14 protein-coding genes are annotated in these 16,095 nt (G+C 62.0%); 7 read left to right on the top strand and 7 right to left on the bottom strand.

What is annotated here, in order from left to right:
* The first annotated feature begins 18 nt into the window (after positions 1-18).
* The gene (gene rqcH, locus AArcSt11_RS05460) at positions 19-2,139 is read left to right on the top strand and encodes a ribosome rescue protein RqcH (RefSeq protein WP_250595295.1); all 2,121 of its coding nucleotides are present in this window, start codon (positions 19-21) and stop codon (positions 2,137-2,139) included.
* Positions 2,140-2,157: 18 nt separating this feature from the next.
* On the opposite strand, the gene AArcSt11_RS17205 is transcribed toward rqcH, so the two are convergent.
* Positions 2,158-3,843, bottom strand: coding sequence for a histidine kinase N-terminal 7TM domain-containing protein (locus AArcSt11_RS17205; RefSeq protein WP_250595294.1), 1,686 nt, complete (start codon positions 3,841-3,843; stop codon positions 2,158-2,160).
* Between the two features lie 109 nt (positions 3,844-3,952).
* Between AArcSt11_RS17205 and AArcSt11_RS05450 the strand changes: the two genes are divergently transcribed.
* On the top strand, positions 3,953-5,020 hold the full coding sequence (locus AArcSt11_RS05450) for an mRNA surveillance protein pelota (protein ID WP_250595293.1): 1,068 nt from the start codon (positions 3,953-3,955) through the stop codon (positions 5,018-5,020).
* A 125-nt stretch (positions 5,021-5,145) separates the two neighbouring features.
* Positions 5,146-6,477, top strand: coding sequence for an acyl-CoA thioesterase/bile acid-CoA:amino acid N-acyltransferase family protein (locus AArcSt11_RS05445; protein ID WP_250595292.1), 1,332 nt, complete (start codon positions 5,146-5,148; stop codon positions 6,475-6,477).
* 63 nt (positions 6,478-6,540) lie between these two features.
* Here the strand turns inward: AArcSt11_RS05445 and AArcSt11_RS05440 are convergent, their stop codons facing one another.
* From AArcSt11_RS05440 to AArcSt11_RS16930, 5 genes are all read right to left on the bottom strand, one after another.
* The gene (locus AArcSt11_RS05440) at positions 6,541-7,302 is read right to left on the bottom strand and encodes a TrmB family transcriptional regulator (RefSeq protein ID WP_250595291.1); all 762 of its coding nucleotides are present in this window, start codon (positions 7,300-7,302) and stop codon (positions 6,541-6,543) included.
* Complete coding sequence (locus AArcSt11_RS05435; protein WP_250595290.1) at positions 7,299-11,090, bottom strand: MMPL family transporter; 3,792 nt, start codon at positions 11,088-11,090, stop codon at positions 7,299-7,301. The genes AArcSt11_RS05440 and AArcSt11_RS05435 overlap by 4 nt, the downstream gene beginning before the upstream one ends.
* 193 nt (positions 11,091-11,283) lie before the next feature.
* Positions 11,284-12,468: a helix-turn-helix transcriptional regulator gene (locus AArcSt11_RS05430; protein WP_250595289.1), complete on the bottom strand. Its 1,185-nt coding sequence runs from the start codon at positions 12,466-12,468 to the stop codon at positions 11,284-11,286.
* 71 nt (positions 12,469-12,539) lie between these two features.
* Positions 12,540-13,283 (bottom strand): FAD-dependent thymidylate synthase, encoded by a 744-nt coding sequence (gene thyX / locus AArcSt11_RS05425; RefSeq protein ID WP_250595287.1) that lies wholly within the window; start codon positions 13,281-13,283, stop codon positions 12,540-12,542.
* A 31-nt stretch (positions 13,284-13,314) separates the two neighbouring features.
* Positions 13,315-13,440, bottom strand: coding sequence for a hypothetical protein (locus tag AArcSt11_RS16930; RefSeq protein ID WP_259371238.1), 126 nt, complete (start codon positions 13,438-13,440; stop codon positions 13,315-13,317).
* Between AArcSt11_RS16930 and AArcSt11_RS05420 the strand changes: the two genes are divergently transcribed.
* Both AArcSt11_RS05420 and AArcSt11_RS05415 read left to right on the top strand, forming a co-directional pair.
* Positions 13,439-14,017, top strand: coding sequence for an MBL fold metallo-hydrolase (locus AArcSt11_RS05420; RefSeq protein WP_250595285.1), 579 nt, complete (start codon positions 13,439-13,441; stop codon positions 14,015-14,017). The two genes, AArcSt11_RS16930 and AArcSt11_RS05420, sit on opposite strands and share 2 nt — an antisense overlap.
* A 54-nt stretch (positions 14,018-14,071) precedes the next feature.
* Positions 14,072-14,665 carry a DJ-1/PfpI family protein gene (locus AArcSt11_RS05415; protein ID WP_250595283.1) on the top strand — a complete coding sequence of 198 codons (594 nt, stop codon included), beginning with the start codon at positions 14,072-14,074 and terminating at the stop codon, positions 14,663-14,665.
* A gap of 10 nt (positions 14,666-14,675) precedes the next feature.
* Here the strand turns inward: AArcSt11_RS05415 and AArcSt11_RS05410 are convergent, their stop codons facing one another.
* Positions 14,676-14,948: a DUF5827 family protein gene (locus AArcSt11_RS05410; RefSeq protein WP_250595281.1), complete on the bottom strand. Its 273-nt coding sequence runs from the start codon at positions 14,946-14,948 to the stop codon at positions 14,676-14,678.
* Between the two features lie 137 nt (positions 14,949-15,085).
* Here AArcSt11_RS05410 and AArcSt11_RS05405 point away from each other — a divergent pair, with 137 nt between their 5' ends.
* The gene (locus AArcSt11_RS05405; RefSeq protein ID WP_250595280.1) at positions 15,086-15,310 is read left to right on the top strand and encodes a ribbon-helix-helix domain-containing protein; all 225 of its coding nucleotides are present in this window, start codon (positions 15,086-15,088) and stop codon (positions 15,308-15,310) included.
* 63 nt (positions 15,311-15,373) lie between these two features.
* The gene (locus tag AArcSt11_RS05400) at positions 15,374-16,093 is read left to right on the top strand and encodes a ThuA domain-containing protein (protein ID WP_250595279.1); all 720 of its coding nucleotides are present in this window, start codon (positions 15,374-15,376) and stop codon (positions 16,091-16,093) included.
* Positions 16,094-16,095 lie beyond the last annotated feature (2 nt).

Here is a 16,095-nt window from a genome sequence, read left to right as displayed (position 1 = left end):
CCGGCAAGACCTGTGGGTATGGACCAGAAGCAGGAGCTGACGAGCGTCGATCTCGCCGCCCTCGTCTCCGAGTTCGGAGCCTACGAGGGGGCGAAAGTCGACAAAGCCTATCTCTACGGCGATGACTTCCTCCGGCTCAAGATGCGGGATTTCGACCGCGGACGTGTCGAGTTGCTGGTCGAGATCAGCGACGTGAAACGTGCCCATCTCGCCGCGCCCGAGCACGTCCCCGACGCGCCGGGACGACCGCCGAACTTCGCGATGATGCTACGAAATCGTCTTTCGGGGGCCGATTTCGCCGGTGTCGAACAGTACGAGTTCGATCGTATCCTCAGTTTCGAGTTCGAGCGCGACGACGAGAACACCACGATCATCACCGAGCTGTTCGGTCCGGGGAACATCGCGGTCGTCGACGCGAATCGCGAGGTAGTCGACTGTCTCGACACCGTCCGACTGAAATCCCGGACCGTCGCCCCCGGCGCACAGTACGAGTTCCCGGAGTCGCAGGTCCATCCGCTCACGATGTCTTACGAGGCCTTTGTCGCGATGATGGACGACTCCGATTCCGATGTCGTCAGGACCCTCGCCACCCAGCTCAACTTCGGCGGGCTCTACGCGGAGGAGCTCTGCACCCGTGCCGGGATCGACAAAACGACCGAGATCGGCGAGGCCGACGAGTCAGTGTACGAGCCGCTGTACGCCGCCATCGACGAACTCGCGATCGAGCTGCGAACTGGTGGGCTCGATCCACGCGTCTACTACGAGGAGACGGATGGGGAGAGTCGGCGGCGGGTCGACGTGACGCCGATTCCGCTGGAGGAGTACGATCACCTCGACAGCGAGGCGTTCGACACGTTCAACGCGGCCATCGACGACTACTTCTATCAGCTCGATCTGACCGAGGAAGAGGAGAACTCGGGGGAGACACAGCGTCCGGACTTCGAAAACGAGATCGAGAAACAGAAACGAATTATCGAACAGCAAGAAGGTGCGATCGAGGGATTCGAGCAAGACGCCGAGGCCGAACGCGAGAAAGCCGAATCGCTGTATGCCAACTACGATCTGGTTGATGACATACTCTCGACGATTCAGTCGGCCCGCGCCGACGACGTGCCGTGGGACGAGATAGAAGCGACGTTCGAACAGGGGGCGGAGCAAGGAATCGCAGAGGCCGAAGCCGTCCAGCAGCTCGACGCCGACGAAGGGTTCGTCACCGTCGATATCGACGGCGTCGACGTCCGTCTCGACGCGAGCGAGGGGGTCGAACACAACGCCGACCGACTGTATCGGGAGGCAAAGCGCATCGAGGACAAGAAAGAAGGCGCGCTGGCGGCCATCGAGGACACCCGCGAGGCGCTCGAAGACGTCAAGCAGCGCCGCGACGAGTGGGAGCGACGACAGGAGCAAGACGATATGGACGAGGATGGCGGCGACGAAGAGACGGATCGCGACTGGCTCTCCATGCCGTCGATCCCCGTCCGTAGCTCCGAGCAGTGGTACGAGCGGTTCCGCTGGTTCCGCACGACCGACGGCTATCTCGTGATCGGCGGCCGGAACGCGGACCAGAACGAGGAACTGGTGAAAAAGTATCTCGACAAGGGAGATCGGTTCTTCCACGCGCAGGCCCACGGCGGCCCCGTGACGATTCTCAAGGCTACGGATCCAAGCGAAGCGGCACGGGATGTCGACATCCCTGACTCCAGCGAGCAGGAGGCCGCACAGTTCGCGGTATCCTACTCGTCGGTCTGGAAGGATGGCCGGTACTCGGGAGACGTCTACGCAGTCGATCACGACCAGGTCTCGAAGACGCCCGAGAGCGGCGAGTTTCTGGAGAAAGGCGGCTTTGCGATCCGTGGCGACCGGGAGTACTTCCGGGACGTCGAGATCGGTGCCGCGGTCGGGATTACCTGTGAACCGTCGACGCGAGTGATCGGTGGGCCACCCGCCGCGGTTCGCGCGCACGCCGAGACTGTGATCGAGGTCGAACCAGGCAGGTACGCACAGGGGGACGTGGCAAAACGGATCTACCGGCAGTTCCGCGAGCGCTTCGCGGATACCTCCTTCGTCCGGAAGGTCGCGAGCCCCGATCTGATCCAGCATTTCCTGCCGCCGGGCGGGAGTCGAATGCTGGACGAATAAGGTAGACCACAGTCTCTGTTACTCGTCGCCTCGATTCGGCACCCACACGTGTACGGTCGTTCCGTCGTCGGTTACCTCGAAGTCGAGATCGCCGCCGAGCACTGCGACGACCCAGCTGACGAGCCAGAGTCCGAGTCCGCTCCCGTGGTAGAGCTGTGAGTTCTCTCCGGCTTCAATCGCCTCGAGCTCGTGATCGGGGATTCCGGGGCCGTCGTCGGCGATCCCGAGGGCGACACCATCCGAGTCCCTCGTTGCAGTGATCCCGAGCCGTCGTTCTGAGGAGTTGTTGTGCTGGATGCCGTTCTCGACGAGGTTTTCGAGTACCACTTCGAGTTGCTGGGGGTAGGTCGAGACAGCGAGATCCGGTGGGACGTTGCTGACGATTTCGGCCGAGGGGTAGTTCCGGGCAGTCCGTTCAACGATCCGATCGACTACGTCGGCCACTGCGACCTGCTCGATCGTACGGTCGGCGACCGACAGGTGGCGTTCGACGGCGTGTGCTTGCCGGCTGAGATCGACGATCCGCTCGATGACGGTTTCGAGCTCGTCGACACGCTGTCTGCGTTGCTCGGAATCCTCAATGTCGGCCAGCTGAGTGACATGCCCCTCGACGACGGAGAGTTCGTTGCGCAAGTTATGTCTGAGGAGCCGGTTCAGCACGGTAATCCGCTGCTGTCGTCGCCGTTTCCCCGTGACGTCCCGATAGACGACGGCATAGCCCATCACGTCACCGGTCGGTCCTTCGACGGCTGAGCGGTTCGTCTGGAGCCGTCGCCCGAGTCGGTCGATCGTTTTGGGGACATCCGCTGGACCGTGATCTCCAGTCTCGTGCAGCGTTGACAGCGGCTCACCGAGACACGCTGAGCGGTCACAATCAAGCAGTCCACAGGCGCTCTCGTTGATCTGTAACACCGTCCCGTCAGTCGAGACGATGACGACGCCGTCGTCGAGTTGCTGGAGTGCCCTCGCTTCGCCGATCCGACGGGTTGCCGGGACGAACTCGAACAGGCGATGTCTGGCAGCCGCGTACGTGAGAGCAACGCTCATCGCGCCGAACCCGAGTGGTAACAGCGGCATGGCTGGATCGGGTTCGAGCTGCATGACGTCGATTCCGGCCGCCACGTACGGCGAAACCGATCCGAGGAGAAGGGCAAACGCCTGCTCGGAGAACAGCTCGTCGTACTCCGAGAGCGATCTGTGGAGGAAGACGAGACCGATCGGCGACAGCGAAAACAGCGCGAGCAACTGGACGACGTGGATCACGTTCGACTCGGTGTTGACGATCGGCACGTCGCCCGAGAGGTCGACGAACACCTCCGAGAAGACCAGTCCGTGGATCGGCCCCGTGACGTTCACCACGAACACGATACAGAGCAGGGCGACGACGGCACCGTGTCCGCGCCGACCCAGTAGCTCTGCGCGACCGGTGTACGTGAGGACGAAGAGGAACCAGCACGCGACCGACAGTGTTCCGAGTGCAAGCTGGAGGTGTTCCAGGAACGCGAGCGTCGCTGGCGAACGGATCGTCATCGCCTGCAGGATGTAGGTTCCAGTGTACACACAGACCACGAGGTTCATCGCGGTAAGCCAGAGTGCGCCGGGAATCGTTCGGTACCGGAACGTGTACGCGGCGAGCCCTGCCGTCGTGAACGCGACGACGACGAGCACCCACACCCACGCTGGCATCGCGGCAACTCCGTCCATTGATGATCGTTCGTTCTACACCATACATTACTGATAATTTAGTGTATCGCCACTCCGGAAGCGAGCACGAATAACAGCGCACTTACCGGACGGGAACACACCAATCGATATGAGAATTCAGGATCGCCATCCGGTCGAGGGAGGCCGCGAGCGGATGACGCTCGTCCCCGAAAGCCTCGACGACCTCTGGCATCTGCAGTACGTCCTCGAACCCGGCGACCTCGTCGGCGGCGATACGACCCGGCGGATCCAGCGTAACGACGACCAGATGCGTGACACCGGCGGCGAGCGCGAACACATGTACGTCACCATCGACGTCGAGGAGGTCGAGTTCCACAAGTTCTCGAATCGGCTTCGCGTCGCCGGTACCATCGACGACTGTTCCCGCGAGGACCAGCTCGGGCTCCACCACACACTCAACATCGAGGAGCGCGACGAGATTACCGTCGAAAAGCGATTCAAACCCGATCAGGAGGAACGCTTACAGGAGGCCGTCGAAGCAACCGAGAACCCCGACGTCGTCATCGCCACCGTCGAAGAGGGGCAGGCCCACATCCACTCCGTCGAGCAGTATGGGACCGAGGAGTACGCCCGTTTCACCGGGACGACCGGGAAAGGCGAGTTCTCCCGCTCGCGCGAGGAGCTGTTCGAGGAGCTAACCGACGCGCTCGCGCGTCTGGACGTCGATGCGATCATCCTCGCCGGGCCGGGATTCACCAAGAAGGACGCTTACTCGTACATCGAGGAGGAGGCCGCGGAGGTTACCGATAAAATTACGATGGTCGACACGAGCGGCGTCGGCGATCGCGGCGTCCACGAGGTGCTGAAACGCGGTGCGGTCGCGGACGTCCAGGCAGAGACCCGTATCGCCGAGGAGGCCGGGTTGATCGACGAGTTGACCGAACGAATGGCCGAGGGGGCGAAAGCATCCTATGGGCCCGACAACGTCGCCGAGGCCGCGGAGTTCGGCGCGGTCGAGACGCTGTTGATCCTCGACGACCGGCTCAGACACGAACGAAGCGGGGAAGGCGAGTGGGAGATCGACGCCGACGACGTGATCACGCAGGTTGAACAGCAGGGCGGCGACGTCGTCGTCTTCTCCGGCGAGTTCGATCCCGGCCAGCAGCTCTCGAATCTCGGTGGGATCGCCGCGCTGTTGCGCTACCGGCTGGAGTGAGCGCTGCGGCACCGGCTCTCGATGTCGGTTATTTTCCCGACTGCACAGCACCGGCGCGTTTACAACTGTCTCGCGTACTGCAATCGGCTCTGGTTTTTTAAATCACCGTTACGAACGTACGGGCGATGCGCCGACGGGACTTGCTCACAGCGGCCACAAGTTTCGGTCTCACGTCCGTAGCTGGCTGTCTCGACCTGTTCGGGGAGATCGCGACCATTCAGGTGCCGGAGACGGCATTCGTCGACGAGCGAATCGATATCAGTGTCACGGACATCGAGTCCGAGGAACGGGTCTGGATAGAGGCCGAAACAGAGGACGGGAGCGGAAACCGGTGGTTCGGACGGGGACTGTTCGAACCGGGCGATGGTGCGGTCCATCTCCAGGAGGCGTCGCCGAACCGTGGAACCTACGAACAGACGGCTGCAATGGGGCTGTTCTGGTCGATGCAACCGGGGGACTTCGCGTTGCCGACGTACGACACCGACCAGCAAACCCAGTCCGTCCGTTTCCGGGTGGTGCCGGAAACGGCTGACGACCCGATCGCCGAGAGGACCGTCGAACGACACCTCGCAGCGCCGGACAGCGACGAAACTGAAATCACCTCACCGATCGTCGGCACGCTCGTCGAATCTCCGACAGACGGCCCTGCTCCGGGAATCGTTCTGTTTCACGGCTCTGGCGGCAACAGACCGCTCGCCCCCGCACGGTTGCTCGCCCGGCACGGGTTTACTGTCCTGGCATTGCAGTACTTCTCGCCGGATGTTCAGACCCTCCCCGACGCCCTCGTCGAGGTTCCGGTCGAGTACGCCGATAGTGCCGTCGATTGGCTCGCGGACCACGAGGCGACGACCGAAGCGCCGATCGGACTCGGTGGTATCTCCCGTGGTGGCGAACTCGCCCTGCTGGTTGGCACCCGTCACGACGATGTCGGTGCCGTCGTCAACTGGGCCGGCGCTGGAATGCTGTTCAACGCCATCGTTCTCGACGAGAACCTGGATCCAGCGCCGGAAACGCCGGACACCTCAGCCTGGTCGATCGACGGGGAGCCGCTGGCCCATCCATCCCTGGAGGCATTCGATCAGGGAGGTGATCTCACGGAGGGGTATCGAACGTGGATCGAGGAAACCACGCCTGAAGAGACGATTCGTGCGGCCCAAATCCCACTCGAAGAGATCGGCGCTCCGATCTTGTTACTCTCGGGAGGCGACGATCAGGTTTGGCCGTCACGATATCTTCTCGACCGGACCGAACAGCGGCTCGAAACGGTCGGATACGACCATCGGTTCGAACATCACAGTTACGACGCAGCTGGTCACGGCATCGGGGTGCCCTCGCTCCCGACGTGGCCGAACCGGTCGGGTGGACCGTTTGGAGGGACGATAGCCGGAACTGCAGCAGCCGCTACAGACGCCTGGCCGCGTGTGCTCGAATTCTTCGAACTCGGGACGAATCAGTGACCGCGATACAGTCGGGGATGTCATCCGTATCGAGTCGTGGTAACCGGGACATCGGCCAGTCGATCACTCGATCCCGAGGTTCGCTTCGATGATCCCGGATAGCATCGTCGCGAAGCTCGTGTCGACGCTCCAGATCGCCGTTTCCTCACCGCTTGGGTCGACTGCCTCCTCGTCGGTCACGCTCATCAGGAGCGCGTTCCAGTCCCCGAGGACGATTCGTCCTGCGGGGTTTTCCTCGTCATACTGCATCGGCGGTTGCACGACGGTGATCCGATCATCGTCCGCGAACACCGCACGGACCTCCTGGGACTCGCTGATCACGAGCACAGAGAGCCCATCGGCGGCGCGTTCCCGAAGGAGCTGTTCCATCGCCTCGGAAAGTATCGACAGATCACCCGTCCCGAACACGATCCTCGATTCCGCACCGTCGATGATCTCACGGGTGCGCGCGTCGATCCGCTCGCGACCACGGAGCGTCCAGATCGCTTCCTTTTTTTCCTGTCCGTCGTCGTGCTCGCGCTGGACCTGTTCGACGTAGTCGAACGCCTGCTGTTGCTCGCGCTCGAACCGCGAACGAAGTGTCTCACGGGCCTCGTCGATACTTACGGGCCGGTACTGGATCGGGTTCGACTGCTGGACCTCGACCAGTCCCCGATCGGCCAGCCCGTCGGCCACGCTGTACACCTGCGAGCGCGGTACGTCGGTGATCTGGTGAACTTCGCGGGCGGTTCCGCCGCCGAGCTTCTGGAGCGCGATGAACACCTTCGCCTCGTAGCTGGTCAGCCCGAGCCGTTCGAGCGATTCGATCGCGTCTGACTCGTTCATGGGTCGCCCTCCTCGTCGTCCGGGGACGACTCCCTGTCGGTCCCGCCGTCGGTGTCGGCTGCTCTGGCATGCCCCTCGAAGCTCCCATCTTCACCCGTAGCCGGCTCCGAAGCCGTCGATCCGTCATCATTCGGATCTGTTGCCGAGACCCACCGACGATACACGTCTTCCAGCGTCGACCGAGTGATATCGCCGTCATTCGCACCGGCTCCCGCCTCGGAGAGGACGTCCTCGTCGGGCGCGTCCTCATCGTTGAGTCGTTCCAGCAGGGGAGTCCTGACAGGGACTGTCTCGGTTCCGCCGACCGGTCGAGCACCGTCCGCCGTCGTCACTCGCCCGTTGAACTCGATGGTTTCACCACCCGGTACGTCCTCGGGGACCGTCGCCACGTAGCTCATGCGCAGATCGACGGGCGTCACCGACTCCCAGAGCACGTACAGCGTCCGGCCGACCTGCTCGCACTCGACTGGCTCGGGCGTGAGTTCGGTGACGTGACCACCCTCGCCGGGCGCTTCCTCGGCGAGGACGACGCGGCCGTCAGATGCCTCGACCGTGATGGTCGCTTCGAACTGATCGCCGGGTTCGAGTGTCTCCTGTGCGAGGCTTCGGGTCGCGACGCGCTCGACACTCGGTGCATCGGCGCTCGCTACATCGACGTTCGATGCTGGCGGAGCGGCGGCGTCGTCCGATCCCGTCTCCGGGGAGTCGTCCGGTGGCTGGTCCGATGGATCGACATCAAGTTTCTCCGCCGGACCGATGTAGCGGGTCCACAGCACCAGCAGCGAGGGCAGAACGATCACGCTCCCGAGGAATGCGTAGATGATCGTCATCCCCGTGATGATGCCGAACTGCTGGAGTACTGGCAGGATGGCGAAGGCGAGTACGCCGAAGCCGCCGACGGTCGTCGCTGCACTGCCGAGCAGTGCGCCGCCGGTACCGGTAACCGCGATGTGCATCGCGTCCCACGCGCTTTCGTGTCTGGCCAGTTCGAGGTTGTAGCGCTCGCTAATGTGAATACTGTAGGCGACCCCCAGCCCGACAGTCAGGCTTGTGATCATCCCCGTCAGGACGTTAAACGGCATCCCGAGGACGTACATCGTCCCGAGGATCCAGCTGACGGCGAGTGCGACCGGGAGTAGCGTGATCACGCCGAGGATCGCGCTCCCGTGCTGCAGCCGGTAGATCCCACCGAGGAACGCGAACACCGTCACAAGCGTCACCAGCAGACTCTGGATGACAGTGTCGAACAGCTGCCCCTGAATGACTTCGTTGACGATCGGACCCCCAGTCGCGATAGCGCTTCTGGTTTCGTGGGACCCGTCGTCGTCGATCCCACCGGCGACAGCGCGCATCTCGCTGGTCACGTCGGCGGTCGCTGCACTCCCGCGGACGGAGACGGTCAACAGGAGCGCCTCGTACTCCCCGTCGTCGGTCCGATAGATGACGTTTGCTGCCTCGTCGGGTGCGACATTGTACAGTTCGTCGTACACTTCCTCGATGTTTTCGTCGGGAATGCCGTCGCCGGTCGTATCGGCATCAGTAAACGTCTCGTTGAAGCTCTCGTTCCGGTCGGCCACCGACTGCATCGTGCCGATCGGACTCTCCGTATCCGCTCCGCCGCGGGAGAGAATCACGGCCGAATCAGTCTCCCCTGCTTCGGCTTCCGCAGCGTCGATCCGCTCTAGGGTCTCCGCGTCGGTCGCATCACCTCTCACGAGAATGTTCGCCTGTGTATCCTGTCGGACGAAGTTCTCGTTGACGTACTCGAAGTTAGCCTTCGCGGAGTAGTCACCAGGTGCGATAGCGTCGGGCAGGTTCTTCATCCAGTCTGGCGGGTCGTCCGCGAGGAAGTCCTCGTCCTCGAAACTGGTATCGACCTGCGAGCCGGCGATCGCGCCGCCCGCGCTGATGACCAGCGCGACCAGAATAATCGCCACCGGCGCTTTCCGAGCGAGAATTGCACCGGTCGAGAGCACGTCACTGAACCGACCGCCGCCGGTCCCGAACGCCCGTTTCTTACGGTTGAATCCCCAGCCTTCAAGCAGTTCATCGAGCTCGATTTTCAGTGCGGGGATCAGGACGCCGAAGATTAACAGCGCGGAGACGATGCCGACGCTACTGACAACGCCGAACTCCTGGATCGGCGCGACGGGGCTGACGAGGTTCGAGAGGAACCCGAAGACGGTCGTGGCGGTTACCCACACGAGCGCGACGCCGACCCCGGTGAGGCCGACGGTCATGGCACGGCGGATCCCATCACCCTCCGCGTAGCCGTCCGCCTCGCGTTGCTCGCGATGGCGCATGAATATGTGGATCGCGTAGTCGATCGATAACCCGATCAATAGGACGGGAACCGCGATGAAGATCTGGTTGAACTGGATCCCTGCCCAGCCCATGAAGCCAAAGGTCCAGATCAGCACTGCAAAGATCCCGGCAGTCCCGAGCAGGATGTCGAGCAGATCCCGATACGCGATTGCCAGCGCGACGACGACGAAGAGGAGTGCAAGCGGTCCAACGATCGCCAGCGACTCGCCCATCGACCGGTCAATCTCCTCGCTGATCGCGCCGAAGCCGAAGACGATTACCTCGTCGTCAGTGCTCAGTTCGTCGCCGATCGACTGCATTGCAAGCTGCGTGTCGACCAGCACGTCGGAGACGTCGCCGGTCTCGAAATCACCGGCCTCGGGGACGTCCTGCCGAACGATCATCATCCGGGCGTCGGAGCTGGTACTACCCGGTTCGTAGCCGGTCGGCATCAACTGGAACGCGAAGTCCTGTCCGTCATCGGGATCGAGTACCGTTGTCACCGCGTCCTCGAACTCGTCGTCGTCCATCCCGCCGACGTGCTCGATCTGGTCGTCGAGCGAGGGCGAAGAGCCGTCCTGTAGTTCCTCCTGATCCGCTTCGAGCTCGTCGCCACGCTGTTCGAGGTCGTCCCCCCGCTCTTCCAGCGCCTCGAACTCGTCTTCGAAAACGCCGACCGTCCCGAGTTCGTAGATCTCTCCGATCGACTCGTCGATCTCATCGATCTCGTCCTGGTTGTCCGCGCCCTCCTCCTGGGCTGCAACGAGATCGTTGCGATCGCTTACGAGCGGGCGAAGCTGACTGACGGCATCCTCGAACGTTCCCGCTTGCTCGTCGGTCAGATCGGCGGTGGCGTCCTCAACAACTCCGCCGATCTCCTCTTCGATCCGCTCCTGTTCGGCCTCGTAGGTCTCCTCGTCGATCTCGCCGTTTTCGTACTGGCGTTCGACCTCGTCGAGTTCGGTCTGGAGCCGCTGGGTTTCGTTCAGCGCGTCTTCGAGGTTGCCAGCTCGGGCTTCGAGATCAGCTGTATCCTGCTCTAATTCCTCCTGATCCGCTTCGAGCTCCTCGCCGCGTGTTTCAAGTTCTTCCGCGCGCTCGCTCTGGATTGCCGTGATCGCGATCAGATTCGAGACGCCCGTGATCGGATCGTCCTCCGCGAGCGTGTCGTTGATCTCGGCGTCATCGTGTAATGCCTGCTGGTATTCGAGCGTCGACAGCACCGACTCACGGGTGAGCACGTCGTCACCACGGACGATGATCTGTGCCTGTGTGACGTTCTCCTGGCCCGGTGCGACGAAGTTCTCGTCGATGTACTCCTGGCCCTCGACCTCGTCGTTCTCGCTTTCGAACTGGTCAAGCGAGGACGACTGTTCGACCATCCCCACACCGCTGCCCACGACCAGCGTCAACACCAGCATGACCGCTATTGCGGTCTTGCTGTATGTCGTAACGAGCGAAGCGAGGCGTTCTGGAAGGCTCACGCGACCACCGGCGGCCGATATTCGACGCGGAGTGTTCTGTTAGTAGGATCCATACAACAGCCCTGTTGTTATTCGACTACTAACAAAGCCCAGAATATAACGGTGTCGCAATCAGGGGAATCTGCTGTGGCTGGCGAACTCCCGTTCAAAATCTCAACAAACAACGTGCTGTCCCGAGACCGGTCAAATTGAGTTATTCGTCCTCGAATGGCGATCCGGCGGCTTCCGGTTCGTGTCCATCGAGACTGATGATGTTCTCACGGCCCACCCGCAACTTCGAGAGGTCTCCCTCGTCTTCCATATCCGAGAGAAGCATGCTTACCTTCGACTTCGACCAGCCGGTCTCCTCGACGATCCGAACCTGTTTCATCCGGCCGCCGTTCTCTTCGAGGAGCGAGGTCACGCGCGCTTCGTCGGTCAGTAACTCCTCGTCCGGAACCGCCGAATCGCCTGTCGACTCGGAGGCCGACGGCTCCGTCGAATCTGTCGATGTCTCGGCCGCATCAGCGGTTACAAGCTGTTCGAACACGGTCGCATCGCGTCGCCACGCGGCGATAATTCCGATTCCGAGCACGAGCACGATAATTCCGGTGAACAGCATCCACGGGTTGTTGTCGGACTCGTCCGGATTCTCATTCGGTTCACCGTTTATCTCCTCTTCATCGACTGCATCTGCAGGTTGCAGGACGGCCCGTGGCTGATTATCGCTGAAGACCTCCTCACCTTTCCACGTAATCGAGTCGCTATCGGTTAGATTAGATCCCGAAAGTTCTCCGGTCTCGGTCGGCTCGTATTCGCTGAAAACGAGTCCATCTCCGGCCTCGAAGACGATCCACTGGTCCTCACCGATATAGTGTCCCCCCTCGTAGATGTCGCCGACGACCACGCGGTCGTCCTGCTGGTCACCGAACCCCTCCCAGTAAAACGACATTCTGACGACGCCGACGGAGTTACCCTGCGTATCGGTTTCGACGCCAGCCTCGCGCTCGAACTGCCGGGCTGCCATCTCGCGATCGAGTTCGTCGTCCGCGTTCCTGACGAGTGCCGTCGCCTGATCGCGGAAGTCGGCGAACAGCTGGTGGTCCTCGTCGTCGTTAAACTCTGCTGCGAACGTCTCGAACTGTTCGACCTCCTCCTCGTCGTCGAGATGGCGGTTCGTCTGGAACGTCCACTGTGCCGTCCCGTTTTCGTGGATCGTGAGCTTGAACTGTTCGTTGTCGACTTCGTCGCTCTGGGCAGCCGACAGCTGGCTGTCGGTTTCGAGCTCGCTCGTGGCGGCGTGCTCGCCTGCCGTCACGATGCTGGCTGCAGGCAGAACGCCGAGAGTACCCACAACCAGCAGAATAACCACGAGTCCGATACCCAGCGAGCGCTCCATAGTGTATTAGAACAACGCGGGTAGTACAAAAGACCTTGCGACAGGCACCGGGCAAGGGTTCTACTGACAGGTCAGGGGGCCAGTCGGTTCTTCCGTCCCTTCATGTGTTCGTTGTAGTGCTCGAACGTGATCGGACACCATTCCTCGGCGAGATCGAGAATCTCCTCGGTTAGTCCACGGATCTCCCACTGGGCGTCGGCCTCGCCTCGCATATCGGCTACGTGCATCAGCATCCGGGCGTTCATCGACATTACCATGTTCACTTCAGTCCCGATCGGTAGGACGAATCGGGCGTCCTCCGGCGGCATCCCCAGATCAAGCAGTTCCTGGTAGTCCTCCACCGACTGGCGCACCGACTGCTGGAAAATCTCCTCGCGTCGCTCGACCGTCGCGTCGTCGACCTGTCCCGCTTTCTGGTTCCGGCCGACCCAGTTTGGATCGCTCGCAGAGGGAGGTGTGACAACCATCTCGCCGTCCTCGACGTCAGCAGGATCAACGTCGTCGAAGGCGACGTAGCGCATCGACTGCACGTCGAAGGAGACGTGCCGGTGCCGGGTGATCTGTGCCATACACGATCGGCTGAGTCCTTTTACCGCGAACGTGATCTGCGGGTGCTCGAACGGCCCAAAGTGGCCGTGGTCGAGCAGGTGGCCGATCAGTGTCGCCTTCTTCTCTTCGATCGTTTCGCCCTCTACCGACTCCATGATCTCCTCGAAGGACTGATCGCCGACGAACTCCGACATGTAATCGTTCCGCGCGCCAGTGCAGATGACCTCCTCGGGGGTCTCCGTTGCTTCGAGCAGTTGGACTTCCATACACACGTGGCTAGGGGGGAGATAGATAATCCTACTGTTCCGACCTGCGACGAGAGGCGACCGGCCCGGCATGAGAACGGGCGATCCCTGCCAGGCCGGTCTCGACGGCGTCCGCCTGTCGACAGGCCCAAACATCGACCGGACGTACCAGTCCCATGGTCACGAACATCGCGCAGGGCGTGCAGGCGTTCACCAGCAACGCGTTTCTCGTTCCGGGCGATCGAACGGTGCTCGTCGACACGGGCGCGAACTTCGATGCTGTCGGCAAGCTCCGCGAGCGCGTCGACGCGCTCGATGCGGTGGTCCTGACGCACACGCATCAGGACCACATCGACAATTTGCCAGCAATCACGGACGCCTTCGACGTCGAGACGTGGGGCTATGATGTCGACCAGCCAGCCGTCGACGCCGCCATCGCGGACGAAGAGACGGTCACACTCGGGGACGACAAGTACGTCGCCCTGCACACTCCGGGACACAAGAACGATCACCTCTGTTTTTATTCGGCCGCGGGGAGCCAGCTGTTCGCCGGTGACCTCGTTTTCCAGAACGGAGCGTTCGGTCGGACGGATCTTCCGGAAGGTGACCGTGAACTGCTGGTCGAGAGTATCGACAGGGTGCTTGATCGGGTCGACAACTCGCTCTCGGAGCTACACGTGGGCCACGGGCCGAGCATCACCAATGAACCGTACTCCCAGATCGAGCGTTCCGGGCGAATGGCGCGCGAACGGTAGCTCCCGGTGATAGGACTTTGATCCATGCCGTCGTGGTCGAACACGGAGGTAATAATGACAGGCAAATCACTACTGATGATAGTCGGCGATTTCGGTGAGGATTACGAGATCATGGTGCCGTTTCAGGCGCTCCAGGCGGTGGGGCACGAAGTCGACGCGGTCTGTCCGGAGAAAGACGAGGGAGAGACGATCAAGACGGCCATCCACGACTTTCGGGGAGATCAGACGTACATGGAGTCACGCGGGCACGACTTCCAGTTGACGGCGACGTTCGACGACATCGACGTCGATACCTACGACGGACTGGTGCTGCCCGGCGGTCGCGCCCCGGAGTATCTGCGGAACTACGACGCGGTGATCGATGCCGTCCAGTCGTTCGACGAGGAAGACAAGCCGATCGCGGCGATCTGTCACGCCGCACAGATCCTTACGGCGGCCGACGTTATCGACGGACGAACCTGCACCGCGTATCCCGCGCTCGAGGCGGACGTCCGAGACGCGGGCGGCGACTGGGAAGAGGGGATCGCGGTTGATGGGAATCTTGTGACGGCCCAGGCCTGGCCGGACCACCCCGGCTGGATCGAGGCGTTCCTCGACGTGCTGGGGACCGAAATCGACCATCAGGAGCCGATGGCCGCTGACGACTGATGAGTGGGCGTCACTCGTCGGTCTTCAGGCCGTAGTAGCCCGGTTCGTCCTCGGATCGTGGGTCGGCGATCACCAGATCGTCGGCGTGAACCATCACCCACGGGATCGCCCAGTCGAGCAGGACGTCCTCGGTTTCGGCCTCGATCTCCGCGTCGGGATCGAGCTGCTGGAGCATGCGGGCGATCTCGTAGACGGTGTAGAGCTGATCCGGTTCGAGCAGGTCTTCGGGCGTGCTGAACTCGCAGGGAAAGAGCTGGTCGAACTCCGATTTCGGTAGCGGCATACCACTCTGTAGACCTGACTGGCGGGTAAATGACCCGGTTCGATTCCGGCTCGTTAAATCCCTGTCCACTATCGGCTCTCGATTTCGGACGATCCCCGTCAAACTTAAATATGGCTCCGGCAAAGCCCCACTGTCCAATGCCCAAAGTCGAGATCAACGTGCCCGAACATCTGGAGATGCAGATCACCCAGATGATCGAGCAAGGCGAGTTCGTAAACCGTGAAGAAGCGATCGAAGACCTGCTGTCCGCAGGCCTCAAAGCGTACAAGACCAGTGGCCCCTCCGACGACAACCAGCAAGGGTTCGACGACGGGCTGGAAGACGACGGAATGATGGGTCACGACGACGAGTACGTCTTCTAGCATCGATTCCGTTCGTCCATAGAGAAGCGCGGGTGCTTTTACCAAAGGCGTTGACTGCCATGTATGGTCAGTGTCACTGTCTGGAACGAGTACCGCCACGAGCGAGAGAACGACGAGGTCGGCGAGATCTATCCCGAAGGGATCCACACCGCCCTCGCGGAACTGCTCGAAGACGCGGGCCACGATGTCCGCACTGCGACGCTCGACGAAGACGAGCATGGTCTCCCTCAGGCCGTCCTCGACGACACTGATGTCCTCCTGTGGTGGGGCCATATCGCCCATGACGAAGTGCGCGACGACGTCGCAGAACGTGTCGTCGAACGGGTCCGTGATGGGATGGGATTCCTGCCACTCCACTCCGCGCACTACTCGAAGCCGTTCAAGCGCCTGATGGGGACCAGCTGTTCGCTCAAATGGCGCGAGGTTGGCGAGATCGAACGGCTCTGGACGGTCGAGCCGGGACATCCGATCACCGAGGGCCTCGACGAGTCCTTCGAAGTGCCCGAGGCAGAGATGTACGGCGAGCGCTTTGACATCCCACAGCCCGACGCACTGGTCTTCGTGAGCTGGTTCGAGGGCGGCGAAGTGTTCCGCAGCGGCTGTTGTTACCGCCGTGGGAGCGGCCGAATCTTCTACTTCCGCCCCGGCCACGAGGAGTACCCGGTCTACTTCCAGGAGGAGATCCGACAGGTCCTGCTCAACGCCGTCGACTGGGCTGCGCCGACCGACGGTCCGGAGCCGTACTTCGGGAACGCCGATCCGGTCGAGCCGATCGAAAAGTAGGG

The sequence above is a fragment of the Natranaeroarchaeum aerophilus genome (assembly GCF_023638055.1).
GTDB lineage: Archaea > Halobacteriota > Halobacteria > Halobacteriales > Natronoarchaeaceae > Natranaeroarchaeum > Natranaeroarchaeum aerophilum.
This window is presented reverse-complemented; position numbering and strand designations above follow the sequence as displayed.

What these genes read in the sequence shown, in the direction of transcription:
- rqcH (WP_250595295.1), top strand. Translation starts at nt 19, where the DNA reads ATGGACCAGAAGCAGGAGCTGACGAGCGTCGATCTCGCCGCCCTCGTC.
- AArcSt11_RS17205 (WP_250595294.1), bottom strand. Translation starts at nt 3,843, where the DNA reads ATGGACGGAGTTGCCGCGATGCCAGCGTGGGTGTGGGTGCTCGTCGTC.
- AArcSt11_RS05450 (WP_250595293.1), top strand. Translation starts at nt 3,953, where the DNA reads ATGAGAATTCAGGATCGCCATCCGGTCGAGGGAGGCCGCGAGCGGATG.
- AArcSt11_RS05445 (WP_250595292.1), top strand. Translation starts at nt 5,146, where the DNA reads ATGCGCCGACGGGACTTGCTCACAGCGGCCACAAGTTTCGGTCTCACG.
- AArcSt11_RS05440 (WP_250595291.1), bottom strand. Translation starts at nt 7,302, where the DNA reads ATGAACGAGTCAGACGCGATCGAATCGCTCGAACGGCTCGGGCTGACC.
- AArcSt11_RS05430 (WP_250595289.1), bottom strand. Translation starts at nt 12,468, where the DNA reads ATGGAGCGCTCGCTGGGTATCGGACTCGTGGTTATTCTGCTGGTTGTG.
- thyX (WP_250595287.1), bottom strand. Translation starts at nt 13,283, where the DNA reads ATGGAAGTCCAACTGCTCGAAGCAACGGAGACCCCCGAGGAGGTCATC.
- AArcSt11_RS05420 (WP_250595285.1), top strand. Translation starts at nt 13,439, where the DNA reads ATGGTCACGAACATCGCGCAGGGCGTGCAGGCGTTCACCAGCAACGCG.
- AArcSt11_RS16930 (WP_259371238.1), bottom strand. Translation starts at nt 13,440, where the DNA reads ATGGGACTGGTACGTCCGGTCGATGTTTGGGCCTGTCGACAGGCGGAC.
- AArcSt11_RS05415 (WP_250595283.1), top strand. Translation starts at nt 14,072, where the DNA reads ATGACAGGCAAATCACTACTGATGATAGTCGGCGATTTCGGTGAGGAT.
- AArcSt11_RS05410 (WP_250595281.1), bottom strand. Translation starts at nt 14,948, where the DNA reads ATGCCGCTACCGAAATCGGAGTTCGACCAGCTCTTTCCCTGCGAGTTC.
- AArcSt11_RS05405 (WP_250595280.1), top strand. Translation starts at nt 15,086, where the DNA reads ATGCCCAAAGTCGAGATCAACGTGCCCGAACATCTGGAGATGCAGATC.
- AArcSt11_RS05400 (WP_250595279.1), top strand. Translation starts at nt 15,374, where the DNA reads ATGGTCAGTGTCACTGTCTGGAACGAGTACCGCCACGAGCGAGAGAAC.